Below are 25015 nucleotides of genomic sequence, written 5' to 3' on the forward strand. Positions count from 1 at the left end.
GCTTTTCCTTCTATTTTCGTTGTAACAACATCATAGTTTCCACATGACTGGTATGGGGGAACATATCCATTAAACTCACCCGCACAACCTGATAACCATGATCGACTAGATACTCCGCATCCCTTGCTAATGTGGCTGCATTGCAAGAAACGTACAAAATCTGCTTGGCCTTAAGCTTGACTAAGCTCGGCAAGAATTCCCACGCCCCGGCCCGAGGGGGATCTAACAAGACTTTGGTCACTCCAGCCTGCTGTAACCACTTACCCACTGGTTGAGTTAAATCCGCAGCGATAAATTCGAGATTGTCCAATCCGGCACGAACCGCATTTTGTCGGCCTGCCGCGATGAGTGACTCTAAACCTTCTACGGCATAAACCTTAAGACTTCGTTGCGCCAGTGGCAAAGAAAAATTACCTGCCCCACAAAACAAATCCAACACCACGTCGTTTGCACTAGGGGCTAACCACGTCATCGCTTGGTCAACCATGTCGTCATTTATGACCCCATTAACTTGGATAAAATCCTGAGGGTGAAAACCAATTTTCTGCCCAGCAACAGGATAGCTATGCTCTTGATGTTGACTAATTCGATCCTGCTCCGGCTCTTGCCAGTATAAAAGTATGTCTTGCTGGCGTGCCCATTGTTCAAGGGAATCACGCTGCTCAGAGGCTAATGGCCGTGACAACCGTACAATCACACTGACACCCAGATCGTCTTCGAGTAGCTCAATATGACCAATTTTCCCGGCGATTTGCTGTTCTATGATTTGGGCACGTAAAAGCGGCAAACAGCCCTGCAGCGACAGCGTCAATACGGGGCACTGTTCTATATCAACGATACGATTGGAGGATTGTGCTCGAAAGCCGATACAAGTCTGGCCTTGGGTCACAAACACCGACAATCGAGCGCGACGGCGGTAACCTTGTTCAGGACCAGTCAGCCACGCAATAGCTTCACCATTGGTAAGCGTTTTACGCAGCTTGTGGCGTAAGCCCTGCTCTTTAGCTTGGTGTTGTAATGTAATGGGCAGGTGTTGTAGCTGGCAACCGCCACACTCATCGTAATGGGAGCAAAACGGAGTTTGGCGTTGCTCAGAAGTTTGTATTAAGCGCGAGACGCTCCCTTCATCGAACTGGCGGGTAGACTTACTTAGGCGCACATCAACCACTTCCCCCGGTAGAGCACCTTCAATAAAGATTACTTTGCCATCAATACGAGCGAGCCCTTTGCCTTCGGCGGTGAGGTCGGTGACAGGCACCTGGGATAAGGTTTTCTGAATCGGGGCAGAAGGTTTGCGTTTGGGAGACCTATTCAATTTACCGTTCTCTTGGTAGCTACAACGAGGGCACATCATACCCTAGTTGCCAATTTCTACATAGAACCCCCCAAACGCTTCCCGTTAGGCGTTAAATACCCCAGTTGAGAGATAGCGGTCACCACGGTCACAGATAATAGCGACAATGGTGGCGTTGTTTACTTGGCGTGATAGCTGCAAGGCGGCACTGACCGAGCCCCCGGAAGAGACACCACAGAAAATGCCTTCTTGAGTCGCCAAATCACGCATCACTTGCTCAGCGTCTGTTTGAGCAATATCCATGATCAAATCCACCCGCTCACGCTCAAAAATGGTCGGCAAATAGGCTTCTGGCCAACGACGGATACCGGGGATACTGCTACCTTCTTGCGGTTGTAAACCGACGATTTGTACATCAGGGTTTTGCTGTTTAAGGTATTTGGAGACCCCCATAATAGTGCCAGTCGTTCCCATTGAACTGACAAAATGGGTGACAGTTCCTTGGGTTTGCTGCCATATTTCTGGGCCAGTGCTCAGGGTGTGGGCGCTCGGGTTATCTGGATTGGCGAATTGGTTCAACACAATACCGATCCCTTGCTGTTGCATTTCCAAAGCGAGATCGCGGGCTCGCTCCATTCCTTCTTCTTTGGACACAAGATGCAGCTTTGCACCGTAGGCTGACATGGCCGCCTTGCGCTCATCGCTCATATTGTCTGGCATAATCAAATGCATGGTGTAGCCCATAATGGCAGCAGCCATGGCCAGAGCAATGCCAGTGTTACCGGAGGTGGCTTCGATGAGGCTGTCGCCAGGTTTAATATCGCCCCGTGCTTCAGCCTGCTTGATCATATTTAATGCCGGGCGATCCTTCACCGAACCCGCAGGATTTTGCCCTTCCATTTTCAATAGGATGGTATTGCTAGGGTTTGGATTTATACGCTGTAGGCGAATCAGGGGCGTATTTCCCACTAAAGATTCAATGGTAGGGTACTCGATCATAAAAACTTCGTTGACATTGTTTTGTTTAAAATGAACACTTTACATAATGCAATACAAAAGCATTAGAATGCTTTTGTATAGATTTATACAATACGAACTCGTTATAAACTTAGTTCTCTTCCTATTGGAGATCGTAAGATGCGCAAGATTACCTTGCTCGGCCTGTTAACCGCAGCGATCGTTTTATCAGGCTGCGACATGTTCGGCGGCCCATCAGCAGATATCCCTGATGCAGAGCTGCGTAGCAAATGGCGCGAGTGTAAGACCATCGCTAACCCATCTCGTACAAAAGTGCTCGCTTGCGAAAACTATGAACGGGAATGTGCCCGTCGTAAAGACAAGGGCAACTTTGTTTGTTACTAAAACCTAATATTTACAAACTTCAAGCCAAATAAGGAAGGCTGATGCGCTGGTTAACCTCCTTGCCCTACTCCCGCAAGTTAACTTTAGCCATCTATCTTCCTATTTTGGTCATTTCTGTTTGTTCTGTATTACTCATCATTGCTTCCCATCACCGTAGCAACTACCAACAGCTGTTTGAGAGTGTGGAGCAAATCAGTGAGCAGGTTGCCAACGCCAGTGAATATGCCTTGTTATTCAATGACAAGTCGTTGCTGGGCAAAAATATCGACAGCCTGTTGCAGCACCCCAGCATAGTCGGAGCCACCTTTTTTGATGGCTTGAGCCGCCGAGTCGAAAGCGCCGGTAACGACATTGAACCAGGGCAATTCATTCCCGCTTTGCAGACAGAACAGCGTCCAGAACAGCAACTATTTATTGTTACGGCACCTGTTTACTACACTATTTCTCAAGGTGAGAGTCTACTTGGCTTACAAGCCAGCACTACCGACAACAATATTGTTGGCTGGCTCCAGATTGCAGCCACTTATACCCCCACAGAATTAGTGAATTTACGCTTTACCCTATTCAGTCTTGGCATTTGCTTGGTGTTTAATTTAGTCGCACTCATTCTGAGCCGTCGTCTTGCCCAGCACTTATCAACGCCTTGGTTACAACTAAAGGACGCCGTAGATAACATCTACCAAGAAAACTTTGGCTACAGCCAGAATTTAGTATTCCCGTTGGAATTTGCCCAAACGAAAGAGGCCCTCGATTACATTGATAGTCGCCTAGCAAACTATCAAGCACAAATTGATGCAGAGATTGAGCAACAGACCCGAGATCTCAATACCCATTCTGAAGAACTAGAGGAAAAAAGTGCCGAACTGCACTTTGCCAACAAACAAGCGGAAGAATCCAATAAACTCAAATCCGAGTTTCTAGCGAACATTTCCCACGAAATCCGCACCCCTCTCAGCGCCATTCTTGGGTTTACCGAAGTGCTGCGTAACTCACCATTAACGGCAGAGCAGCTTTCACACATCAATACGATTCAGCTATCAACCCGCAATCTACTCACTACCATCGGCGATATTTTAGACTTTGCTAAACTCGAATCAGGCAAACTCCTATTAGAGCAGCGAGAATTTAATCTGCATAATCTAATTAATGAGGTTTTCCATGCCCTTTCATCGAGTCTACTGAACGATTCCAAAGACCTGGAGTTCGTCTGTGATTATGCTGCCGATACACCAGAGTGGATCTTGGCGGATGATGGCCGTTTCCGCCAAATTCTGATGAATTTGATTGGTAACGCGATCAAATTTACCAACAAGGGTTATATTCAGGTTGATGTGTCCACCAAGACCCGTCGTAACAGGCGTGTAGAGTTATTAATCCAAGTACGTGACACCGGTGTTGGTATCGCCAATGACGAAATAGGAAGATTATTCCGCCCCTTCTCCCAGGTTGATGCAAGAACCACCAGAAAATTTGGCGGCACAGGACTGGGGTTAGTCATTTCAAAGGAACTGGTTAAACAAATGCGCGGGGAGATCACCGTATCCAGCAGCGTTGGGAGAGGCACCAATTTCTACTTCACCGTCGATATACCAGTGGCGCAACGAGCGCCGACACCAATACAGCCAATCAACAAGAAGCTCTTTATATTTGAGCCAGCTCACATCTGTCACCGCTCTCTCGCCCATCATCTAGGGTTGCTGAATATTGATGCCCATTGGTTCACCGATGGAAAAAGTCTTGTGCAGGCGTTGCAAGCCAAATCATCAGCTCAGCCTGATGCGCTACTCTTATCCACCTCTAGCCGAATCGTCAGTGAAAACGAGTTGCTCGCGTTAGTGCAGTATTGTCAAACGGTCTTAGAAATACCTTGTGTCTTGATGGGCCACACAACTTCTCCTAGTTTTTCGATCGACCGTTTCCGCCCCTATACCAACGCCTTTATCAGCAAACCATTCTCCACCAGTGAATTAAGTCAGGCATTAACAGAGCAAGCTCTCCCTACCTTGCTTAATCCGCAGTCCGCTTCCCCAGCTCCCACTCTTAAGGCCAACAGCCGAATTAAGGGATTGTCGATCCTCGCAGTAGATGACACACAAGTAAATCTTCACTTGGTACGCCATTGGTTAACTCCCCACGGGATTGAATTGGATTTAGCCTACGATGGTCTGCAAGCCGTTGAGCGGGCTAAAGAAAAAGACTACGACCTGATCTTGATGGATATTCAGATGCCCCAAATGGATGGTATCGAGGCGACCCTGCAAATCCGTCAACTACCGGGGCACATAGAAACCCCAATTATCGCTCTGACCGCCCATGTCCTTGGGGACGAGAAGAAGCGTATTATCGCAACAGGCATGAACGACTATCTTACCAAGCCCATTACTGAAGAAGTGCTATTTAAAACCATAGAACATTGGTGCTTTGGCGAAGATAGCCACGATCAAGCCGTGGCCAGAGCATTAGAAGGTATCTTTGATTACCAAAAAGCGCTCACCATGACCAATCAAAATCATGCGATAGCTAAAGATCTGTTCACCATGATGGTAGAAGGATTACCCCACGACTGGCGCATGATCCAACTGCATTATGAGCAGGGCAACCTAGATGAGCTGATATCGGCGGTGCACAAACTACACGGCGCCAGCAAGTATACTGGCACCATCGGCATCACCAAGCACGCTAACTACCTAGAAACCCATCTAAAAGAGTTTGGCTTTGAGGATGTGGAGGAAGTCTATAATGACTTTATTGCGGCCATCCAAGAATTTGAACAGGCTATTCCTCTGGTTCAATGGCCTCAGCAATCACAAACGCCTGAGCATAATGGCGCTCATCGCTGAGTGTTAAATGCCACTTAATAGGTTGCCCAACTAGTTGCTCTATTTCTTTTGCTACCGTTAAAACGGGTTGACCACTTGGCAAATTCGCCACAGTAAAATGCTGGAAACTTACCCCATTACCAATCCCTGTCCCAATCGCCTTTACTGCTGCTTCTTTTGCAGCAAAACGCTTGGCTACAAAGGCATTAGCTCGTTCTGACGTTGATATTTGCTGCCACTGCGCTACTTCAGAGTCGCTCAGAATACGCCGAACAAAACGCTCTCCAGTCTTCTCTATAGACGTTGCAATACGTCGAATATCGACTAAATCCGTGCCAATACCAATAATCATCAATTTACTCCTATGACAGGGTAACGGAACAAGGGCACCTGCCACAGACGTTCCCCCTGATACGGCTGCTGCGGTAACAATTTGCGAGCATTAATTGGTTTGCCCAGTAGTTGGTCCAACCAAATTCGATGCAGCTCTTTCCCCATAAGTAACACTAAGGGATCAGACCACAAACCAGCCACGTAGGCATTGGCAACAGCCCCTTCCACAAAGATCAAAGGTTTGACCTTAGGCTGCTCGCCAAAATAAGGACGTAGTCCATGCTGTCCATCGAGTTGATAGATCTGCTGAGGCTGCAACGGCTCCCCACGACTGGTGGCCGCTAGCGGGACTTCATTGCCTAGTTCATGAAATAGTCCCGCTTCAAAACGACGTAGGATGGGCGCTAAGGGCAAACCGGTGATAAATCCCTGCAACAGCCACTGATAGAGTTGAAACAATTCTGGTAACGGCAAATGAAATGGCAGTAATCTCTCCATGATTTCATGGATATAAAATGCGCTGTAGAGGCTTGTCCCACTCAGTTGAGCAGCGGCCCCACTGGCCTCGACTTTTTGGATCGTTTTTAGCTCACCGCGACCAGATACAAAACACTCGTAAAACAAAAATGGCCCGGGGGTAACCCGAGCCTCTTTTTTATTACGGCGAAACACACCGCGGATAAGACCCAATTCTTGGGTAAAAATATCCAGTAGAAGTTTATTGTCTTGAAAGGGGCGAGAGTGAAGCACATAGCCCCGCACCCATTGCGCCATTAGTCTTCCTGATAACCTAAACTTGCCAATGCACGTTCATCATCTGACCAGCCCGAACGTACTTTTACCCAAAGGTTCAGCATTACCTTGTATTGGAATAGATTTTCCATATCGATACGTGCTTCACGACCAATAAGCTTAATCTTAGCGCCCTTGTCACCGATGATGATGCGCTTCTGTCCGTCTCGTTCCACTAGGATTAAGGCGCTGATATGTATGGTAGAGCCTTCGTAAACAAACTCTTCGATCTGCACCGCCACTTCGTAGGGCACTTCCTGACCCAACTGACGGGTGATTTTCTCCCGTACAATTTCTGCCGCCAAAAAGCGTGAGCTACGATTGGTGATCTGATCTTCTGGGTAGTATTGGGAGCCTTCCGGAATATAGCTCTCTACTAGTTTCTCTAATCGATCAAGATTACTGTTACGCAAGGCGGAAATAGGTACGATCTGGGCAAAATCCATCTTCTCCGATAGTTGCATCAAGCGCGGTAGCAATTCATCCTTTTCTTCTAGTTTGTCCACCTTGTTCACTACCAACACCACCGGAGCGTCAGCGTATTGCACCCGTTGCAGCACCACTTCGTCCTGCTCCGTCCAGCGCTCCGCTTCAATCACAAACAATACCAAGTCCACATCTTTCAAAGCAGAGGAGGCAGTACGATTCATGTAGCGGTTAATCGCCTTATCTTCCCCTTTGTGAAGTCCTGGTGTATCCACATAAATAGTTTGCACATGACCTTCGGTTTTCACACCGATAATCTGATCACGGGTAGTTTGTGGCTTACGGGAAGTAATCGATAACTTTTGCCCTAAAATATGGTTCAGCAGGGTGGATTTCCCTACGTTAGGACGACCAACGATGGCAACGAAACCACAATGGGTGATTTCTAGGGGCTCATCAAGTTCATTATCCTGGGCGTCGTCAAAGTCGTCACCTAGGTACTCATGCTCTGGCAAGTCATCGTTATGCATGTTTTTGATCCAGTAATTTCAGCGCTTTAGCAGCAGCATTTTGTTCAGCGATACGGCGACTGTTGCCTTTGCCCTTGATTGGCTCATCCAATAACTCAACCTGGCAATGCACAAAGAAAGTCTGATCATGGGGATCACCGACAATATCCACCACATCGTATTGGGGCAGCCCATGGCGACGTGCTTGCAAGTATTCCTGCAAGCGGGTTTTCGCATCTTTGGTCACGATTTTAAGGGAGGTGGCATCTAAACGCTGGCGATACCAAGCTAGGATATGCTCCCGACACACATCCATACCAGCATCAAGATAGATAGCACCTATGATGCCTTCGACCGCGTCGGCAAGAATGGAATCACGGCGGAAACCGCCACTTTTTAACTCACCAGCACCTAATTTAAGATAGTCACCCAAGCCAAACTCCCGGGCTAACTCCGCTAGGGTATCCCCCTTAACAAGGGATGCTCGCAGGCGACTCAACTCTCCCTCTTTGGCCTTGGGAAAGCGATGAAACAGGTCTTCCGCAATGACGTAATTGAGAATGGAATCACCAAGGAACTCTAAGCGCTCATTGTTTTTACCACCAAAACTACGATGCGTTAAAGCCAGCTCTAACAGTCCAAGGTCAGCAAAAAAGTAACCTAACCGCTGACACAACTTCTGATACAGTGAACTCAAAACATCTCCAAAATTATTCTATTAAGCCATTATTTTTAAAATTGGGCAGGCTGAAGAACTCGTTCCAGTGCAACCAAACGTAAAATGCGCGCCCTTTCAGGTTTGCTGCTGGCACAAAGCCCCAAGCACGGCTGTCGGCACTATTGTCCCGATTATCGCCCATCACGAAGTAATGGCCTTCTGGCACGATCCAGTCGCCATCAAGTGGGCTACGGCGGTAGCTCTCGTATATTTCGTGTTGCACACCCAACAAATCTTCTTTAAATACTTTAACTGGCTCGCCACTGGGGTTCTTTGACACCATCAGATCTGCCAAAAATTCATCACTGATAATTTTACCGTTAATCATCAGGGTTTTGTTGTGGTAGCTGATCACATCCCCAGGCAAACCGATCAAACGTTTAATATAGTTCACGCTAGGTTGTTTCGGGTACTTAAACACTACAACATCGCCACGCTCCGGCTGGGTCGTTGGAATCAGTTCGGTATTTAGAACCGGAAGGCGCACGCCATAGTCCAGTTTATTCACCAAAATGAAATCACCAATCTCCAACGTCGGCAACATTGAACCGGAAGGAATCTGAAACGGCTCAACTAAAAAAGAGCGAACCCCAAAAATCACCGCAATGATGACAAAGTAGGATTTCACTTCTAACAACCATTTAGGGGCACCACCAAGGCGCTCCTTTGCTTCTTTGTTCATCGCCTCAACCGCACTGCTCGGCAATTGGGACAGAGCTTCTTTGCGTTTTGGCGCATAAATCACTCGGTCATATACCCAAGCGATCAGCGTCACTAAAAAGGCAATGGCGAGAATAATCTCGAAATCAAAATCCATTGTTGCTCTCCAAGCAAAAGAGCCGCAGGTTATGCGGCTCCCAAGTCATTATGATTAACTGTCCACTTTCAACACAGCGAGGAACGCGGCTTGCGGAACTTCGACGTTACCCACCTGCTTCATGCGTTTCTTACCTTCTTTTTGTTTCTGCAACAGTTTCTTCTTACGGCTAACGTCACCACCATAACATTTGGCAGTTACGTTTTTGCGTAATGCCTTCACGGTCGTACGGGAGATAATCTTAGCCCCAACTGCGCCCTGAATAGCAACATCAAACATCTGGCGTGGAATCAGTTCCTTCATCTTTTCACACAACAAACGTCCTTTATGCTGCACGTTATCTCGGTGCATGATTAACGCCAACGCATCCACTCGATCGCCGTTAATCAGAATATCGAGACGCACCAAAGGAGCAACCTCAAAGTGGTGGAAGGAATAATCTAGGGACGCAAAGCCACGACTACAAGACTTCAGACGATCAAAAAAGTCTAAAACCACTTCATTCATCGGCAAATGGTAGCGCAACTGCACTTGGCTACCCACGTACAACATGTCTTTTTGAATACCGCGTTTTTCCACACATAGGGAAATCACGTTACCGAGATAATCCTGTGGCACTAGGATATTTGCTTCTACGATCGGCTCGCGCATTTCGCGAATGCCGCCCGGATCTGGCATTTTCGACGGACTGTCAACATTGATCACTTCACCATTGTTGAGCTCGACTTCATACACTACTGTCGGCGCCGTAGTAATCAAGTCTAAGTCATACTCGCGTTCTAAACGCTCTTGGATAATCTCCATGTGGAGCATGCCCAAGAAGCCACAGCGGAAACCAAAACCAAGCGCATCAGAGGTTTCCGGTTCGAAGAACAAAGACGCATCGTTCAGGGTTAACTTATCTAACGCCTCGCGGAAATCTTCGTAGTCATCAGAGCTTACGGGGAATAAACCAGCGTATACCTGAGGCTTCACTTTCTGGAAACCGGCAAGCTGAGGCACATCTGGAGTCGATGCCAAAGTAATGGTATCCCCCACTGGTGCACCATGGATATCTTTAATACCCGCCACCACATAGCCTACTTCACCGGCACGGAGAACGCCGGTTTCTTTACGCTTAGGTGTGAAAATACCAATGTTATCAACAGGATAAGTCTTTTTAGTCGACTTGATAAAAATCTTATCTTTCTTTTGAAGCGTACCTTGTTTAATGCGCACCAAAGAGACGACGCCAAGGTAGTTATCGAACCAAGAGTCGATGATTAGCGCCTGTAGGGGTGCCTCGGTATCACCTTGCGGCGGTGGAATCGTTGCAATAAGGCGCTCTAAAACGTCTTCAACACCAATGCCAGTTTTTGCCGAACAAGTTACTGCGTCGGTCGCATCAATACCTATAATTTCCTCGATTTCCGCCGCGACACGGATTGGCTCAGCTTGGGGCAAGTCGATCTTATTAAGTACTGGCATCACTTCCAGGCCTTGCTCGATAGCGGTATAGCAGTTCGCTACTGATTGCGCTTCAACGCCTTGGGCGGCATCCACAACCAACAAAGCCCCTTCACAGGCAGCAAGGGAACGGGATACTTCATAGGAAAAGTCGACGTGCCCCGGTGTATCGATAAAGTTCAACTGATAGGTGTTTCCATCTGCTGCTTTGTAGTCCAACGTCACACTCTGGGCTTTAATGGTGATACCGCGCTCACGCTCAATATCCATCGAGTCCAGTACTTGGTTGGCCATCTCGCGCTCAGACAGACCCTCACACTTTTGGATAAAGCGGTCAGCCAGCGTCGATTTGCCGTGATCTATGTGGGCAATGATACTGAAGTTACGTATGTGCTTGAGATTATCTGACACGATGAACCTACATAAAGAAAAAAGTTAATCTGAGTCTCTGTTGATAAATAGCTTAGTTAACCACACGACGGTTAATAATCTGAGCTTATGAACGAGTTCTCGGGGAAAATGTGGCGCGCATTCTACCGAAAATCCCTAGTAGACTCCATTTATTTCCGAGCACGCCACTAGAGACATATTAGGGAAGCACGATTCCCCGTTGTTTCAATACGCGCTCGACAGTATCAACGGTCGCTTGGGTATGGGCGTCGATTTCCAGATTCACTTTATCGCCAACCTTGATGGTGCCAAAGGTTGTAAGACGCAAGGTTTCGGGGATCAGAGACACCTCAATCCAATCGTCACCGATAGCACTTATGGTAAGACTTGCCCCATTTAGTCCGACATAACCTTTGTCAAACAAATAGCGGCGCTCATCCTGGTGGTTATTTACCTGAAAACGAATGTGTACGCTTTGCTCAATTTTCTCCACCTGGGACACAGTCACCGTCGTCATAATATGGCCCGACATGACATGACCGCCCACTTCATCCCCCATTTTGGCAGCACGTTCAAAATTAACTGTATCGCCAGCGTTCAAAATGCCAATATTGGTTAATGCTAGGGTGGTATCAATCACATCAAAGCTCAGATAATCTCCTTCGATTTTGGCAACGGTCAAACATACCCCATTGATAGCAACACTAGCACCCAGCTGCTGATCAGCCATTACACCGACGGGGAAACGAACTTCAAGACGCATATTGCGCCCTATTGGTTGACACTGAGCCACTTGGGCAATGCCTTGAACAATACCGGTAAACATGATTTTGCCTTTCGCTAGAAGTATGTGGAATAGGTTAACACAGTCCCTTGCAACAGGCACTGGGGAGAATTTAACCCAAACGTCAAAAGTCGCGCCAGTATTCACTTTGCGCGACTTATCATGTATTCACCAAGAGGGTTATCCACAGGCGGAGGGGATAAAAAAACCCAGCTAATGCTGGGTTTTTAAAACGTTTATTCAGCCACCGGAGGCAGTTTATCGATCATTTCTTGTGTCACTAAAACGATGCCATCTTTGTTGCGGTAGAAACGTTCCGCGTCAGCTACAGGATCTTCGCCAATGACGGTATGAGGCGGGATCCGGGTATCTGAATCCAACACCACTCGGGTCAAACGACAATGACGTCCGATATCACAACGGGGCAATATCACCGACTTATTGACGTGGGAGTAGGAATTGACTCGCACGTTGTTAAATAGAATCGATTGTTCAACGGTAGAACCTGACACGATACAACCCGCTGATACCACGGAGTTTAGCGCCGTACCAATACGTTCTTCGTAATTGTAGTTAAACTTAGCCGCTGGGCGCTGGTACTGGGTGGTGCGGATTGGCCAGCTTTCGTCGTACAAATCTAATTCTGGGACCAGCTTGGTCAAGTCCATATTAGACTCCCAGTAAGCGGTCAAAGTACCCACATCCCGCCAATAAGGGGTATCAGGATAGCTTTCATTTTTGATACAGCTGTTGGCGAAGTGGTGGGCTTTGATGCGGGATTTACCGACAAACAAAGGAATCAAATCCTTACCAAAGTCGTGGCTAGAGTCATTGTCTCCTGCATCGGTGACTAAATTTTCACGCAGGAAGCGGGTATTGAAAATATAGATCCCCATACTTGCCAAGGATACCTTCGGATTACCTGGCATGGTTGGCGGATTGCTCGGTTTTTCTTCAAAGGCGATGATGTTGTTATCTTCATCCACATGCATGATACCGAACTGATCCGCCTCTTCTACCGGAACTTCAATGCAGGCCACACTCACATCTGCACCGCTTTCGATGTGCTCCGCCAGCATAATGCTGTAATCCTGCTTATAAACATGGTCCCCAGCAAGAATTAGGATGAACTCGGAGTCAAGCTCGTCGATCATTTTTAAATTTTGGTATACCGCATCCGCTGTACCACGATACCAGTCCTCACCGGTTTGTTGCTGGGCCGGCCATAGCTCAATGAACTCGTTGAAATCGGAGCGTAAAAAGTTCCAGCCCCGCTGTACATGTTGATTCAAGGTATGAGAACGATATTGGGTCAATACCGCGATCTGGCGTAACCCAGAGTTGATACAGTTAGACAGGGGAAAGTCGATAATTTTGTATTTACCAGCAATCGGTACGGCAGGCTTGGAGCGGTGGTCAGTTAAGTGTTTTAGGCGAGAGCCTCGTCCCCCAGCAAGAATCAGGGAAAGCGTTTTCGTGCGCGCGGTATTCAAATCCATATCGGAACCTATATTTTTGTGGCTAAACTCTACTTACGTCCGTAATTAGGTATACTCTTGTGCATACACTAAATCAATAAGTTAACGGTATTATGAAAATTCTATTCGCCGCTTCAGAAATACACCCCCTACTAAAAACCGGTGGTTTAGCCGATGTTGCTGGCGCTCTGCCGCTGGCTCTTCGTCAACAAGGTGCCGATGTACGCTTAATTATGCCGGCTTACCGGGGTATCGTAGAAAAGCTCCCACCAGCCCAGCGTACTACCAACCTTGGCAACCCATTTGATGTCGGTGATCTTATTCTGCTAGAGACACACCTTCCTGCAACGAATACCCCGATTTTTCTTGTCCAATGTCAATCTTTGTTTGAACGAGAAGGCGGCCCCTACTTAGATTCATTTGGTAATGACTATTGGGACAACCATATCCGCTTTGCCGCGTTCTCGTGGGTCTGTGCTACGCTAGCTCAATATGGCAATTTGTACGGCTGGCAGCCAGATATTCTGCACTTAAACGATTGGCAAACTGGCTTTGCTGCGGCCTACCTAAAGAGTTGGAAACTACGCCACCCTGCTATCGTTACCACAGTGCATAACCTGCGCTACAACGGTAGTTTCCCGCTTGATAGCTTTGCCCAGACACGTTTGTCTGGGGATGTGCTCAACTTGCATGGTATGGAGTTTTACGGGCGCTATAGCGCTTTAAAAGCGGCTTTGTGTTTTGCTGATGCTATTACCACAGTAAGCCCCACCTATGCACAAGAGATCTTAACTAGCGAATATGGCGATGGTTTAGATAGCACCTTGCGCCCACGCCAAGATCGGCTCCATGGTATTCTCAATGGGGTAGACTATGATGAATGGTCGCCAGAAAAAGATGCTCATATTGAGCAGCATTACAACTTAGAGACCCTAGATAAGAAGCAGCAAAATAAGCTTGCCTTACTGCGAGAGAGTGACTTGCCTGAGGATCTTAATGCCCCCTTATTTGCCGTAGTCAGTCGCATGACCGAACAAAAAGGGCTCGACCTCATTCCTGGCGCCATGCAGCATGCTTTGGCTCAAGGAGCAAAACTGGTAGTGCTGGGCTCAGGGGACAAATGGCTAGAACAAGACTATTTAAACCTAGCGGCACAATACCCCAATCAGGTTGCGGTACGTATCGGTTACGATGAAAGCTACTCCCACCGGATTCAGGCCGGCGCCGATGTCTTTATGATTCCATCACGGTTTGAGCCCTGTGGTCTAACTCAGCTCTATGCGTTGAAATACGGCACACTGCCTTTGGTTCGTCGGACTGGAGGATTGGCGGATACCGTGTTTGAAGGGGGCAGCGACGCCAATGGCTTTACTTTTGAACACGCCAATGGAGCGGACTTAAGCTATGCGATTGCTCGTTGTTTAACGCTATGGGGAGATCAAGACGCTTGGCAACAGCGCCAACGTAATGGCATGGGTCAAGATCATAGTTGGCAGAGCAAAACCGGTGCTTGGTTGCAACTTTACCGTAGCCTAATGCCCCGATAAGCCAGAGACTAACGAAAAGAGAAACGTCCGTTTCTCTTTTCGATTTTTCACTGTTCTTACCACTATTTAGTGTTTAGCTGATTCCATTCCTCAAGGGCATCCTTCACCGCTTGCTTAGCAACTCCTTCCGTATGCATAGCACGCAAGGCATCAGCGATGCGTTGCTTTAATTTGGGGGTATTGCACGGAGATGCTTTGGAAAAGGTCAGAAACAACCCTTCAGAGCTTATGGGGGGATCAATTTCAATGACTTGTTCTTCAAACCCCAACTTATCCCGGTAAGCAAGTCCAGGCGAACGCTCATAAAGAGCATAGTCGGCACGTCCTGACGACAACATACTAAAGGCTTGCTCTAGACTTGCTACCGTCAATAAATTCAGGTTTTTACGGGCATACTCATCAAATGACTGGCCAAAGCTATTATTAATGACCGTCACGCCCCAACGCCCCTTCAAATCTGAGCGACGGTGAAATTCAAATGGTCGTTGATTTCCTTGCCACACTACACTGCGGGTATAGAGCATAGCGGGAGAGAAGTACTCCATATAATCTGAACGGGCAGTCGTATAAAAAGCACCCGCCATTAGGTCGATTCGACCACTGCGCACTTCCTCTTGCGCCCGTGACCATGGTCCCACATCTACCACATTCACGGTCACACCAATGCGTTCACCGAGCTCACCTACGAAATCGGCTACCGCTCCATCTAATTGTCTACTGCCAGCCTGACGCCACAAAAATGGCGGATACTCTGAATTCCCTGTGGCGGTTAACTGAGTACATTCTTCCGCTGCAGTGACTGAATGGACTGTCAAAAACGAAAATCCCGCCGCTACCAAGAATGCTCGTCCCAAACAAACTAATGGGGAAAGAGCCAGCCTCATACACACCTCGCAAGAATCTGAACGGCACATTTAAATATGAAAAAATAATTCAAATAGATAACCACAGCCCCCTGCAAAACTCAAACCCAATTGTCGCTTTTTCAAAGGAACCATTACCAGAATCAGTACTTCATTAGAAATTCCAAATACAACTATCTGCTCTACCCGCCTCGCTGCCACGCACAAAGGGCAAGCGAATCCCATCGTCACAGCGCTCGCCGGCTTCGACAAACTCACTTTCCCTGACATTTTGCCATACTGCCCCGCCAGCTAGACGCGGCACCAGCGACGCCTGTGGACGCCGCCGAGTAAAATCGATCCAGACTTGCTGGGCCCCACTACTACCAGTGATCGGTAACGCTTTATTCTGATCATCACCAAGCCAAATCACACTAGACAACTCATCCGTAATTGCGACAAACCAGCTATCGCGGTTGTTGTTGGTGGTCCCTGTTTTGGCGGCAAATTGCAGATGAGGAAATTGGGTTGCCGCTGCTTTGGCTGTTCCCAGTTCGGGCACTTTCATCATCCCCGCTAGAGTAACGCTCAAGGCTGCATCACTAAAGCGCGCGCCACTTTTTGGCGTAAAACGGGTTAGCACTTTTCCATTCGCATCGGTAACAGAGCGTACTATACCCAGTTCGCTACTGCGCCCCTCGGAGGCAATAGGTTGATACAACCGGGCCACCTCAAATGGCGATAACTCAATTGCCCCTAACGCTACCGCAGGCACCATAGTAAAGGGACGTTTAACGCCCAGTTCTTTTAGGGTCTGAGCTACCCTATCAAAACCTAACTCGTTGGCAAGCGCCACGGTCGCCACGTTATAGGACTTAGCTAAGGCTTCGTACATGGGGACGACCCCATGATAACGACGATCATAATTTTCGGGTTGCCAATAACTCCCCCCCAAATCAAAGCGCAGCGGCTGATCTTCTAGTCTTGACCACCAGGTGTAACGCCCGCTAGCTATAGCGGCTAGATAAATTGGCGGTTTTACCAATGAACCAATTGGACGTACAGCGCCCAATGCGCGGTTAAAGCCGGTATAGAGTTTAGCGGCGGAACCAACCAGTGCCCGCACTGCACCGGTGCGACGATCGGTGATAACCACTGCTCCTTGCAACTCTGACAGCTCCCGATGTTGTTGCACCAATCGTTGCTGAGTTTCTAGCAGCGCTTGGGTCGCAGCTAGTTGGGTACGCACATCCAAATTGGTATAGATCTTCAAATTCTGGGTCGCCAATGTTTCTTCGTCAAACTCGCGTCCCAACTGCATTGCGACCATATCTAGATAATCCCGAAACACCGGTTGCTGTTTAGAAAAGGCCGCTAGACGGATCGGTTGCTGTACCAATCTTTGGTAGTCTTGGGGACGTAAACGCCCATTTTCATTCAGAATTTGCAGGACCACATTGCGCCGTTCTAAGGCACGTTCGGGATTCCGACTTGGGTGATACAGGGATGGTCCTTTCACCATCCCCACTAATAGGGCCATTTCATCGAGAGAAAGCTCCGCTAGGGGACGACCAAAAAAGTGCTGACTGGCAGCGGCAAAGCCATGCAGCCCATGACGCCCCACCTGCGTTAGGTAGACTTCATTCACATAGGCGGTCAAGATTGTTTGCTTGTCATAGCGATACTCTAAAATCAGCGCCATCAACATTTCTGTCAGTTTGCGTTGGTAGGTGCGCTCTGAAGACAAAAACATATTCTTTACCAGTTGCTGGGTCAGCGTTGACCCTCCTTGCCTGCGACTGCCGCTAGTAAGGTTCACCCACAGCGCCCGAGCGATACCGGTAATGGAAATGCCATGATGGGAAAAAAAGTCTCGATCTTCAGTTAAAGTAAGAACATCAATAAAGGAAGGCGGAATATCAGCATAAGCAAGTAACTCACGCTGTTCCGAATTACCACCGTAAAGATGGCCGATAGAAATTGGGTCAAGCCAAACCCGATTGATTGGGCGCCCTGCCAAGTCTTGGATTGCTAGCTGACCATTCTCGAACGAGAAAATGACTCGTTTGGCGGGGGATGTACCAGTATGATCTGAAAATGAACGTAAGTGTGCACTTACCCTTGTCTTGCTCTGGGCGGCCCAGCCAACTTTCTCACTATTGCGACCGAAGCGATAACCAGCATGATGTAGCAGCTCTACCAAATCCGACTGACGCCATGGTTGCCCACTTTCGAGCATGGTGGGCGCACTGAATACTTCTGACGGAATCTGCCATTTCTGCCCTTCAAAGGTGGCAACCACCTGTTTATCTAATCGCCAAACCCATATCCCCAATGGCAAACTAGACAACAGTGCTAGCAATACAGTTAGCCATATTGCACGCTTTAGCACACGGGCAAAAAAGGATGAAGATCGACGTTTTGATTTAGAGCTGCGTCTCTTGGCAGGCCCTCGGCGCTTAACTTGGGGGCTTGTTTTGCGAGGCGTTTTCTTAGCAGAATCTGTCTTGGATTTAGTCATGGGGCGAGTATAAAGACCAAGACTAAGCTTGTATATCGCAGACCAAGAAAAACCGTCTCAAACGCAAGCGCCAACAAATATAAGAATTAATCCCCGCCCCATGGAGCAAACAGCCTTCGCCAAGATCATAAAAATTATGTAGACAAAACGTGACTAATGACTTGGCTTAGTTTGGTTCGTCCAGCGCCCGTACCAATTAAGAACATCATGGGGTGGTATCGGCCTTGATATTAGATACCCTTGCCCGAGTTCACAACCAAGGGCCAATAACATATCTGCATGGGCTTGGGTCTCGACGCCTTCGGCAATTACCTTGAGATGGAATGCATCCGCGAACCCAATCACACCTTTTACGATGGCCAAATCGTCTTCACTTTCAAGCATATTGCGGACGAAGCCATGGTCGATTTTCAACATATCCACAGACAACTCTTTCAGGTGACTTAATGTCGAGTATCCCGTACCGAAGTCATCCAGTGAAATTTGAATCCCCAATTCCTTACAGCTATTAATTACCCCAGACACGTGGGCCAAGTCCTCAATGGCACTGGTTTCGAGAATTTCCAATTCCAAACCTTTGGCAACATCATCAGGATAGCCCACTAACGCATCAGCCAAGCGCTGGGTAAAGTCCGGCTGTTGCAACTGGAAACCCGCCAAATTAATACTGATTGATTGCTGATAACCCTGTAGCCGCCACTGATGCAGCTGTTCTAATGCAGTACGCAGCACCCACTCCCCTAATTGCAGTTCTAATGGCTGCTGATAGACATAAGGTAAAAACTGACCGGGAGCCAAACAACCACGCACCGGGTGCAACCAGCGAATCAAAGCCTCGTAGCCAAACACTTCGCCGGTTTTCATGTTTACTTTCGGCTGATAGAACAAGCTAAATTGATCGCGCTCTAAACCTAGCTGGATTTCCTCCAACAAACGGTGCTGCTCGATCAAATTACTTTCCTGATCAATGTTGAAGACACAAAGGCGATTACGCCCCTTGATTTTAGCCTGATACATGGCTTGGTCTGCTTGCCGAATGAGTTGGTCGGCATCAATTTCTTTGGCCTGTGGGAAGAAAGTGATACCGATACTCGCCGAAACATGCAGGTCGATATTATTAATTCTGAATGGCTCACCAATGGCTGATAATAACTGCTGGTAGGCACGTTCAGCTTCAATTTCATCATCTTGCTGTTGCAGCAAGATCACAAACTCATCACCACCAAAGCGCGCCACGGTAGCCGATTTATTGGCTGTTGCACGCATCCGTTTAGCCACTTCAACCAGCAACAGATCTCCCATATCATGGCCAAAGGTATCGTTAATTTCTTTAAACCCATCTAGGTCCAAGAAGCCTAAGGCAAAACGCTGATTAGTACCGTCAGCAGTTTGCATCTCGCTCACTAGGCGTCGTGTCAAATTGGAACGGTTTGGCAACCCGGTCAAGGCATCAAAGTAGGCAATATGGGCTAACTGCTGCTCGTTCTCTTTTTGCTGGGTAATATCCGAGAACAAAGATATGTAGTGGCTGACTTTACGTTGACCATCGTAGACCGCTGCGATAGTAAGATACTGGGCGTAAATCACCCCATCCTTGCGTCGATTCCAAATCTCCCCTTCCCAAAAACCGAGTGACAAGATCTGCTGCCACATATTTTCGTAGAAACTGGCTGGCTGACGACCTGAATTTAGGATACGCGGATTTTTACCGATAATCTCATTACGTTTGTAACCGGTAATACGGGTAAAAGCGCCGTTGATTTCGAGAATACAACCATTCACATCGGTAATAGCAATCCCTTCCCGGGCATTTTCAAATACACTGGCCGCAAGTTCCAGTTTCCCATTTGCTTCCTTACGGGCGCTGACATTCGTATGGGCACCGACTAAGTCCATCACCACGTGGTCCTCATTACGAATTCCATTAAGGATATCTTCCACCCAAATCCAACCGTTTGGTGTTTGCATGCAATAGGTGTGCTGCAATGAACCATGGTATCCAGATTCACGCCACCGCTGCATTTGAGCTATCACCTTAGCTCGATCTGCTTCATGTATGCTATTTATCCACCAATCTGACGTAGCCAAAATCTCTTCAGCACTAATGCCAAACAGGGTCATACAATTGGCTGAAACAAAATGGGCTCGTAAGGTAGTAGGATTGAGTGCATAGACGACGGATGGACTACTGGCAAACAAATAGCCGAGTTGTTGCAAGTGGCGATCTTGCTCTTTGCGTAGCTTTTGCTCTTTGGCAACCGCTTTGGCCAGTGCGTTGCTTTGACGCTTAAAGGTGAACAAGCCGATGAGGAGCAACAAAAATACTAAGACCAACGCTAGGATGCCGATAAGATAGGTTTTTATGATCACGACGATATTGAGTTGATCTTCAAAATCGTAGGGGGCAAGTCGCAGCTCGCGCATGGCTTTTTCCACCACCAGATAATCGACAGCCGGAACGAAACCACTGATGCCGGCAGTGGCTATGGTGGAGTTTTCGGGTGACAGGTTCAATAACGCTGAAGTAATCGCCCTAACAGCATTAATATCAACATGGGATAAGGCAATCACTGGCCACTCAGGCGCCAGACGAGTGGAAGTGTGGTAAGGGTAGTTCGCGAGGCGCTGCTCGTTTAGTACCTGTAATTGACCGCTACTAACTACACCTCTGTCAATTAATCGTTCCAACTGACCGGTGCGTAAAAAACCAACGTCAGCATTTCCTTCTAGAATCGCGGTAACGGTTGCCTGAGATGTGCCGAGACTAGTGACCTGTTGCGCCGAGGGTACCGGCAAGCCTCGACTAAACAACTCATAATACTGGGCCCAATAGGTGCCCCAAAATTGGGTTGAGGGGGTGACTATGCGGTACTGATCTAACGCAGTGAAAGAAATTTGCGTCGCCCGATCGGCACGGACTACGACCACGCCACCATAGCGACTCGTAGATTCGCCGTTACGGGAACGAAACACGGTTGCCATGACGCTTGACAGACTATCCCGACTACGAATCCATAAATACAAGGTTGGATCAACGATCAGCAAATCGTATTGATGGGACTCGATACCTGTTTGAATGGCCTCGTAGTCGGCCACAGTAAGCGTAATCTCAATATTTTGGAGACGCTGATTTAATTCCTGTACTACCGGTTGGTAACGATAGACAAGATCAGGGCGATCTTGGTAAGACAGCACGCCCAAACGTAATGTTTGAGCCGCAAGCGGCATGCTGAGGAGACACAAAAAAACAATTAAAAAACGCACAGTATCATCCTGCTATGGTTTGACCGGCAAAAACTGGTCGTCAAATATTCGGTCTCTTTCGGTGGTGGGCAATGAATGCTGTAACAAGTGACTTTGAATCCAATCAATAGCTGTTGCCATTGGCCCATCGGGCGACAGCAAATCACGATTGCTGTCCAATCCAGGTAAGTACAAACCAGAAAAAATTGCTTGGGTATCACTATAGCTCACAGCACGCCAAGCAGCGATTCGACGCAGGGCATCTTCTCGATTCACCCTTATATAATCCAACGCTCGAAAATGAGCCGCCACTATATCGCTTACCACCATTTGCTGATACCAAGAAAGATCGTCGCGAACCACTAGAACATCGTAAATCATGCCAGGGAATTGACGACTATCAAATAGTCGCTTGCCGCCGTGCTGCATTAAAGTAGTGGCATAGGGCTCGTAAGTAATCGCCAAATCATAGTTACCAAAACTCCAACCGTAGTTTTGTTGATCCGGCGTTCGAAGAATCAAGTGAACTTGATCTTGGGTAAGATTCGCCTTGCGTAATAAATTCTCTAATACGATGCTGCTCACTGCACTTTGCTCTAGTGCGATGCGCATTCCTGCTAATTCTTCTAGGCCAGCAACATGGGGTTGCGCCACGACCACATCCGCGCCGATGGATTCATCCATCACCACAATAATTTTCAGGGGCGTACCTTGTTCATTTAAACGTAGCGCCTCGTCTAATGTCAGTGCTGCCACATCAACTACGCCTTGGCGCAAACGCTCTATCGACTCTGTCGCATTATTGCTGCGCTGTAAGATGACCCCTTCCGGCAACCAATCGAACTCTTCCGCTAAAAACAATGACTCATAACCAGGCCATGGATGAGCGCTAATAACAACGGGCTCTCTGGTCTGTTGCCACATAGCACGGCCATACACGCCAATCAGCAGAGCCAATAGCAATGTAACCACCAGAGATATCCTTAGCATGAGACGGTCTCGCCTATTTTGGTCGACTTAACACAATTCGCCATGATCGCTGCATGATACAGAAGAATAGAGACATGACCCTCAGGGTGAACACTTGCTTTTCCAATCATTTTGGAAGGTTCTGCCGCACCCAAGTGACAATATCCTTCGCCATCATGGCCCCAGATTGCCGGGCAACTTCTTTGCCTCGGTAAAGTAGAATCATAGTCGGAATACTCCGAACATGGTATTTACTACCAAGCTGTGGTTCCGCTTCCGTGTCGACCTTCGCTAATACCACTTCGCCGAATAATTGCTGCGCCGCGCTGGCAAATTGTGGTGCCATCATTTGACAGGGGCCACACCAAGGCGCCCAAAAGTCAATCAGTACGGGTAAGTCACCATTTAAACCATGGGCAGCAAAGGTTGCTGATGTCAATGCTAATGGGGTTGTTAGTAGTAGTGGTTGCTTACACTTCCCGCATTTGGGCCCATCTTGTAGCCGCTGAAGCGGAAACTTATTTAAGGCATTGCAGTTACCACAGGCCAAATGACATAAATCACTCATCACTTGCTCTCCTCCATTAGCACTAGAAAATATTGATATAACACAATTTATCTCGATCGAACGGTCGTCAAATTAAATCGTGCCAAGTAGTGTCGTATTATTGCCACTATTTTGTCTTAACATAGTAAAAAATGTCCATTATTGTTAGGTTTTGCTATAAAGGTAAGTGGTTGTGTTAACTTTATATGTCACCAGACGCCCTAAAGAGTTTGTTGTAAAAGGAGCGAATTATCTTGCTCAGTTGGTTTAAGGAATCTTTGGCGTTACTGTTTTCTGCCCTTGTCTTTATCTTATCCTTAGGCATAGGCGGGTATCTTACCGAGCTCGCCAACGACAACATTGTCAAAGAAAACAAGTTACTACTCAGCGGTATCGCCCGCACACAAGCTTCCGAACTGGAACGACGTCTCTCATCGGCCTTCACCTCGACACAAATTCTGGCCCACGCCGTCAGTCAAAGTGACGGCAATATCAGTGATTTCGATAGTTATGCGGCCAACATCATGGACAGCATTGGCGGCATCGCCAACTTACAACTCGCCCCTGGCGGCATAATTAGCAATATTTACCCTCTCAAAGGTAATGAAAGCGCCATTGGCTTAGATATTTTGGCTAACCCAGATTACCGAGAGGCGGCAGAATTCGCCATTAAAGAGCGCTCCTTAATCGCGCTTGGTCCGGTATCTTTGGTGCAGGGCGGTACAGCGGTAATAGTACGCGCACCCGTTTTTATTGGTGAGGATAGCAATCAATTCTGGGGCTTTGCTTCGGCACTGATTTTTCTCAAAGACTTAGTGGAAGCGAGCCGACTGATTGAACTGGAACAGGAGGGCTACAGCTTTGCCTTAACTAGGGTACATGCTGACAGCGGTGACACTCTGACGTTCTACCACTCCGATCATGCTGTTGACGAGCAAAGCATGGTACAAGCAGATATTGTGCTACCAACCGGCACATGGCAACTGTGCATTTCTCACAACAATAGTGAGTTTATTATTGCTAGAACCAGCATCAGCTATCTAGTGGTCATCATAATCTCGGCAATTTTGGCGGTGGCATTTTATCTAATCCTGTTACAACCCCAGCGCCTAAGACATCAAGTGGCAGAAAAAACCAGAGAGCTGCAACAATTGGCGCTGCGCGACCCCTTAACAGGATTGCCCAATCGGCGCTACTTGAATGACAAACTTTCAGATTTGCTGCGCGAGTCCATCACCCTAGGACAACATGGCGCCTTTATCTATTTCGATTTGGATAACTTTAAAAGCATCAATGACACCATCGGTCACGATGTGGGCGATCAAGTTCTGATTAAAGTAGCAGAGCGTCTGCAACGACTCGTCTCTGGTAACGACACGGTAGTTCGCCTGGGAGGAGACGAATTTGCCATTGTGTTTTTTGATCTAGCTAACCTCCAACAGGCTGAGCAAAAAGCCGAGGGCATTCTGCAAGCCATAAGCGCTTTAATGCACATCGGTGAACGTGAATTTCGTCTAAGCACATCTCTGGGTATTGCCACCTTCCCTGAAAACGGCAGCCACACTCTTGAATTAATGCAAAATGCAGATGTGGCCTTATACCAAGCAAAACAAAAAGGTAAAAACCAATACAAGTGCTTCGACGAGCAGATGAAGCAAACTGCTCTGAATACCCATAATGAGGAGCAAGCTCTAGCGCGCGCCATCCATAACAAAGAAATTGTGCTGTATTACCAACCTCAATTTGACATAAAGCTGGGGCAAATCGTTGGGGCCGAGGCACTGGTACGCTGGAATCACCCAGAACGTGGGCTAGTGTTCCCCAATGAATTTATACCATTGGCCGAAGCAACGGGGTTTGCAACTGTTGCTGATTTTATGTTACTGTATGTATATACATAGTAATATATTGGTGTAAATGAAGCTTTCAGATTGGGCAAGAAAACAAGGAATAAGCTATCGTACCGCATGGAACCAGTTTCGTAGCGGCAAGCTTCCTGTGCCTGCAAGGCAGCTGCCTACTGGCACGATCATTGTTGATGAGGTTGTTAGAGAGTCTAAAGCGGTTATTTATAGTCGCGTCTCCAGCTCCGATCAGAAAAAGGATTTAGATGGTCAAATCGCCCGCTGCCTGAGCTTCGCAAATGCTCAAGGAATTGCTGTATCCGCTACTGTCTCT

Annotated in this window: 20 protein-coding genes; 5 read left to right on the plus strand and 15 right to left on the minus strand. The window is 47.7% G+C overall.

Translation table 11 applies throughout. The features are described from left to right. Positions 1–10: 10 nt before the first annotated feature. Together rlmD and cysM are read right to left on the minus strand one after the other, a co-directional pair. The gene (gene rlmD / locus FJM67_RS07505; RefSeq protein ID WP_140588172.1) at positions 11–1354 is read right to left on the minus strand and encodes a 23S rRNA (uracil(1939)-C(5))-methyltransferase RlmD; all 1344 of its coding nucleotides are present in this window, start codon (positions 1352–1354) and stop codon (positions 11–13) included. Between the two features lie 45 nt (positions 1355–1399). Next, the gene (cysM, locus tag FJM67_RS07510; protein WP_140588173.1) at positions 1400–2293 is read right to left on the minus strand and encodes a cysteine synthase CysM; all 894 of its coding nucleotides are present in this window, start codon (positions 2291–2293) and stop codon (positions 1400–1402) included. 138 nt (positions 2294–2431) lie between these two features. On the opposite strand from cysM, the gene FJM67_RS07515 reads away from it, so the two are divergent. Together FJM67_RS07515 and FJM67_RS07520 are read left to right on the plus strand one after the other, a co-directional pair. Beyond that, on the plus strand, positions 2432–2656 hold the full coding sequence (locus tag FJM67_RS07515; RefSeq protein ID WP_140588174.1) for a hypothetical protein: 225 nt from the start codon (positions 2432–2434) through the stop codon (positions 2654–2656). Between the two features lie 41 nt (positions 2657–2697). Then, positions 2698–5496, plus strand: a complete 2799-nt coding sequence (locus tag FJM67_RS07520; RefSeq protein WP_140588175.1) for a response regulator — start codon at positions 2698–2700, stop codon at positions 5494–5496. Here FJM67_RS07520 and acpS read toward each other — a convergent pair. The 8 genes from acpS to glgC all read right to left on the minus strand — a co-directional run bounded on the left by acpS (position 5432) and on the right by glgC (position 13189). Continuing rightward, entirely contained in the window at positions 5432–5827 is a 396-nt protein-coding gene (gene acpS, locus FJM67_RS07525) for a holo-ACP synthase (RefSeq protein ID WP_140588176.1), read from the minus strand. The genes FJM67_RS07520 and acpS overlap by 65 nt on opposite strands. Further along, positions 5827–6582, minus strand: a complete 756-nt coding sequence (gene recO, locus FJM67_RS07530; RefSeq protein WP_140588177.1) for a DNA repair protein RecO — start codon at positions 6580–6582, stop codon at positions 5827–5829. Before recO ends, acpS begins: the two co-directional genes overlap by 1 nt. Beyond that, positions 6582–7556: a GTPase Era gene (gene era / locus FJM67_RS07535; protein ID WP_140588178.1), complete on the minus strand. Its 975-nt coding sequence runs from the start codon at positions 7554–7556 to the stop codon at positions 6582–6584. Before era ends, recO begins: the two co-directional genes overlap by 1 nt. Continuing rightward, on the minus strand, positions 7549–8232 hold the full coding sequence (gene rnc, locus FJM67_RS07540; RefSeq protein WP_140588179.1) for a ribonuclease III: 684 nt from the start codon (positions 8230–8232) through the stop codon (positions 7549–7551). The genes era and rnc overlap by 8 nt, the downstream gene beginning before the upstream one ends. Before the next feature lie 13 nt (positions 8233–8245). Next, positions 8246–9070, minus strand: coding sequence for a signal peptidase I (gene lepB / locus FJM67_RS07545; protein WP_140588180.1), 825 nt, complete (start codon positions 9068–9070; stop codon positions 8246–8248). A gap of 54 nt (positions 9071–9124) precedes the next feature. After that, the gene (gene lepA / locus FJM67_RS07550) at positions 9125–10930 is read right to left on the minus strand and encodes a translation elongation factor 4 (RefSeq protein ID WP_140588181.1); all 1806 of its coding nucleotides are present in this window, start codon (positions 10928–10930) and stop codon (positions 9125–9127) included. Between the two features lie 175 nt (positions 10931–11105). Next, complete coding sequence (locus tag FJM67_RS07555) at positions 11106–11732, minus strand: riboflavin synthase subunit alpha (protein WP_140588182.1); 627 nt, start codon at positions 11730–11732, stop codon at positions 11106–11108. Between the two features lie 194 nt (positions 11733–11926). Beyond that, complete coding sequence (gene glgC, locus FJM67_RS07560; protein WP_140588183.1) at positions 11927–13189, minus strand: glucose-1-phosphate adenylyltransferase; 1263 nt, start codon at positions 13187–13189, stop codon at positions 11927–11929. Between the two features lie 92 nt (positions 13190–13281). Between glgC and glgA the strand changes: the two genes are divergently transcribed. Then, positions 13282–14715 (plus strand): glycogen synthase GlgA, encoded by a 1434-nt coding sequence (glgA, locus tag FJM67_RS07565; RefSeq protein ID WP_140588184.1) that lies wholly within the window; start codon positions 13282–13284, stop codon positions 14713–14715. A gap of 62 nt (positions 14716–14777) precedes the next feature. On the opposite strand, the gene FJM67_RS07570 is transcribed toward glgA, so the two are convergent. From FJM67_RS07570 to trxC, 5 genes are all read right to left on the minus strand, one after another. Further along, positions 14778–15530 (minus strand): substrate-binding periplasmic protein, encoded by a 753-nt coding sequence (locus FJM67_RS07570; RefSeq protein ID WP_235890013.1) that lies wholly within the window; start codon positions 15528–15530, stop codon positions 14778–14780. Between the two features lie 202 nt (positions 15531–15732). Next, complete coding sequence (gene mrcB / locus FJM67_RS07575; RefSeq protein WP_235890014.1) at positions 15733–17919, minus strand: penicillin-binding protein 1B; 2187 nt, start codon at positions 17917–17919, stop codon at positions 15733–15735. Positions 17920–18231: 312 nt separating this feature from the next. Continuing rightward, positions 18232–21306 (minus strand): EAL domain-containing protein, encoded by a 3075-nt coding sequence (locus FJM67_RS07580; RefSeq protein ID WP_140588187.1) that lies wholly within the window; start codon positions 21304–21306, stop codon positions 18232–18234. A 48-nt stretch (positions 21307–21354) separates the two neighbouring features. Then, positions 21355–22293: an ABC transporter substrate-binding protein gene (locus FJM67_RS07585; RefSeq protein ID WP_181161449.1), complete on the minus strand. Its 939-nt coding sequence runs from the start codon at positions 22291–22293 to the stop codon at positions 21355–21357. Between the two features lie 124 nt (positions 22294–22417). Further along, a complete protein-coding gene (trxC, locus tag FJM67_RS07590; protein ID WP_140588189.1) occupies positions 22418–22858 on the minus strand; it encodes a thioredoxin TrxC in 441 nt (146 codons plus the stop codon). 233 nt (positions 22859–23091) lie between these two features. Here trxC and FJM67_RS07595 point away from each other — a divergent pair, with 233 nt between their 5' ends. Both FJM67_RS07595 and FJM67_RS07600 read left to right on the plus strand, forming a co-directional pair. Continuing rightward, positions 23092–24738: a putative bifunctional diguanylate cyclase/phosphodiesterase gene (locus tag FJM67_RS07595; RefSeq protein ID WP_140588190.1), complete on the plus strand. Its 1647-nt coding sequence runs from the start codon at positions 23092–23094 to the stop codon at positions 24736–24738. 16 nt (positions 24739–24754) lie between these two features. After that, positions 24755–25015 (plus strand): recombinase family protein (locus FJM67_RS07600; RefSeq protein ID WP_181161441.1); only part of this gene is annotated, 261 nt, incomplete at its 3' end.

Origin of the sequence: Maribrevibacterium harenarium (assembly GCF_006385675.1) — a bacterium.
In the GTDB taxonomy this organism is placed as follows: domain Bacteria; phylum Pseudomonadota; class Gammaproteobacteria; order Pseudomonadales; family Marinomonadaceae; genus Marinomonas; species Marinomonas harenarium.

What these genes read in the sequence shown, in the direction of transcription:
- glgC (WP_140588183.1), bottom strand. Translation starts at nt 13,189, where the DNA reads ATGGATTTGAATACCGCGCGCACGAAAACGCTTTCCCTGATTCTTGCT.
- FJM67_RS07515 (WP_140588174.1), top strand. Translation starts at nt 2,432, where the DNA reads ATGCGCAAGATTACCTTGCTCGGCCTGTTAACCGCAGCGATCGTTTTA.
- FJM67_RS07520 (WP_140588175.1), top strand. Translation starts at nt 2,698, where the DNA reads ATGCGCTGGTTAACCTCCTTGCCCTACTCCCGCAAGTTAACTTTAGCC.
- lepB (WP_140588180.1), bottom strand. Translation starts at nt 9,070, where the DNA reads ATGGATTTTGATTTCGAGATTATTCTCGCCATTGCCTTTTTAGTGACG.
- recO (WP_140588177.1), bottom strand. Translation starts at nt 6,582, where the DNA reads ATGGCGCAATGGGTGCGGGGCTATGTGCTTCACTCTCGCCCCTTTCAA.
- cysM (WP_140588173.1), bottom strand. Translation starts at nt 2,293, where the DNA reads ATGATCGAGTACCCTACCATTGAATCTTTAGTGGGAAATACGCCCCTG.
- rlmD (WP_140588172.1), bottom strand. Translation starts at nt 1,354, where the DNA reads ATGATGTGCCCTCGTTGTAGCTACCAAGAGAACGGTAAATTGAATAGG.
- FJM67_RS07555 (WP_140588182.1), bottom strand. Translation starts at nt 11,732, where the DNA reads ATGTTTACCGGTATTGTTCAAGGCATTGCCCAAGTGGCTCAGTGTCAA.
- acpS (WP_140588176.1), bottom strand. Translation starts at nt 5,827, where the DNA reads ATGATTATTGGTATTGGCACGGATTTAGTCGATATTCGACGTATTGCA.
- glgA (WP_140588184.1), top strand. Translation starts at nt 13,282, where the DNA reads ATGAAAATTCTATTCGCCGCTTCAGAAATACACCCCCTACTAAAAACC.
- FJM67_RS07580 (WP_140588187.1), bottom strand. Translation starts at nt 21,306, where the DNA reads ATGCCGCTTGCGGCTCAAACATTACGTTTGGGCGTGCTGTCTTACCAA.
- trxC (WP_140588189.1), bottom strand. Translation starts at nt 22,858, where the DNA reads ATGAGTGATTTATGTCATTTGGCCTGTGGTAACTGCAATGCCTTAAAT.
- era (WP_140588178.1), bottom strand. Translation starts at nt 7,556, where the DNA reads ATGCATAACGATGACTTGCCAGAGCATGAGTACCTAGGTGACGACTTT.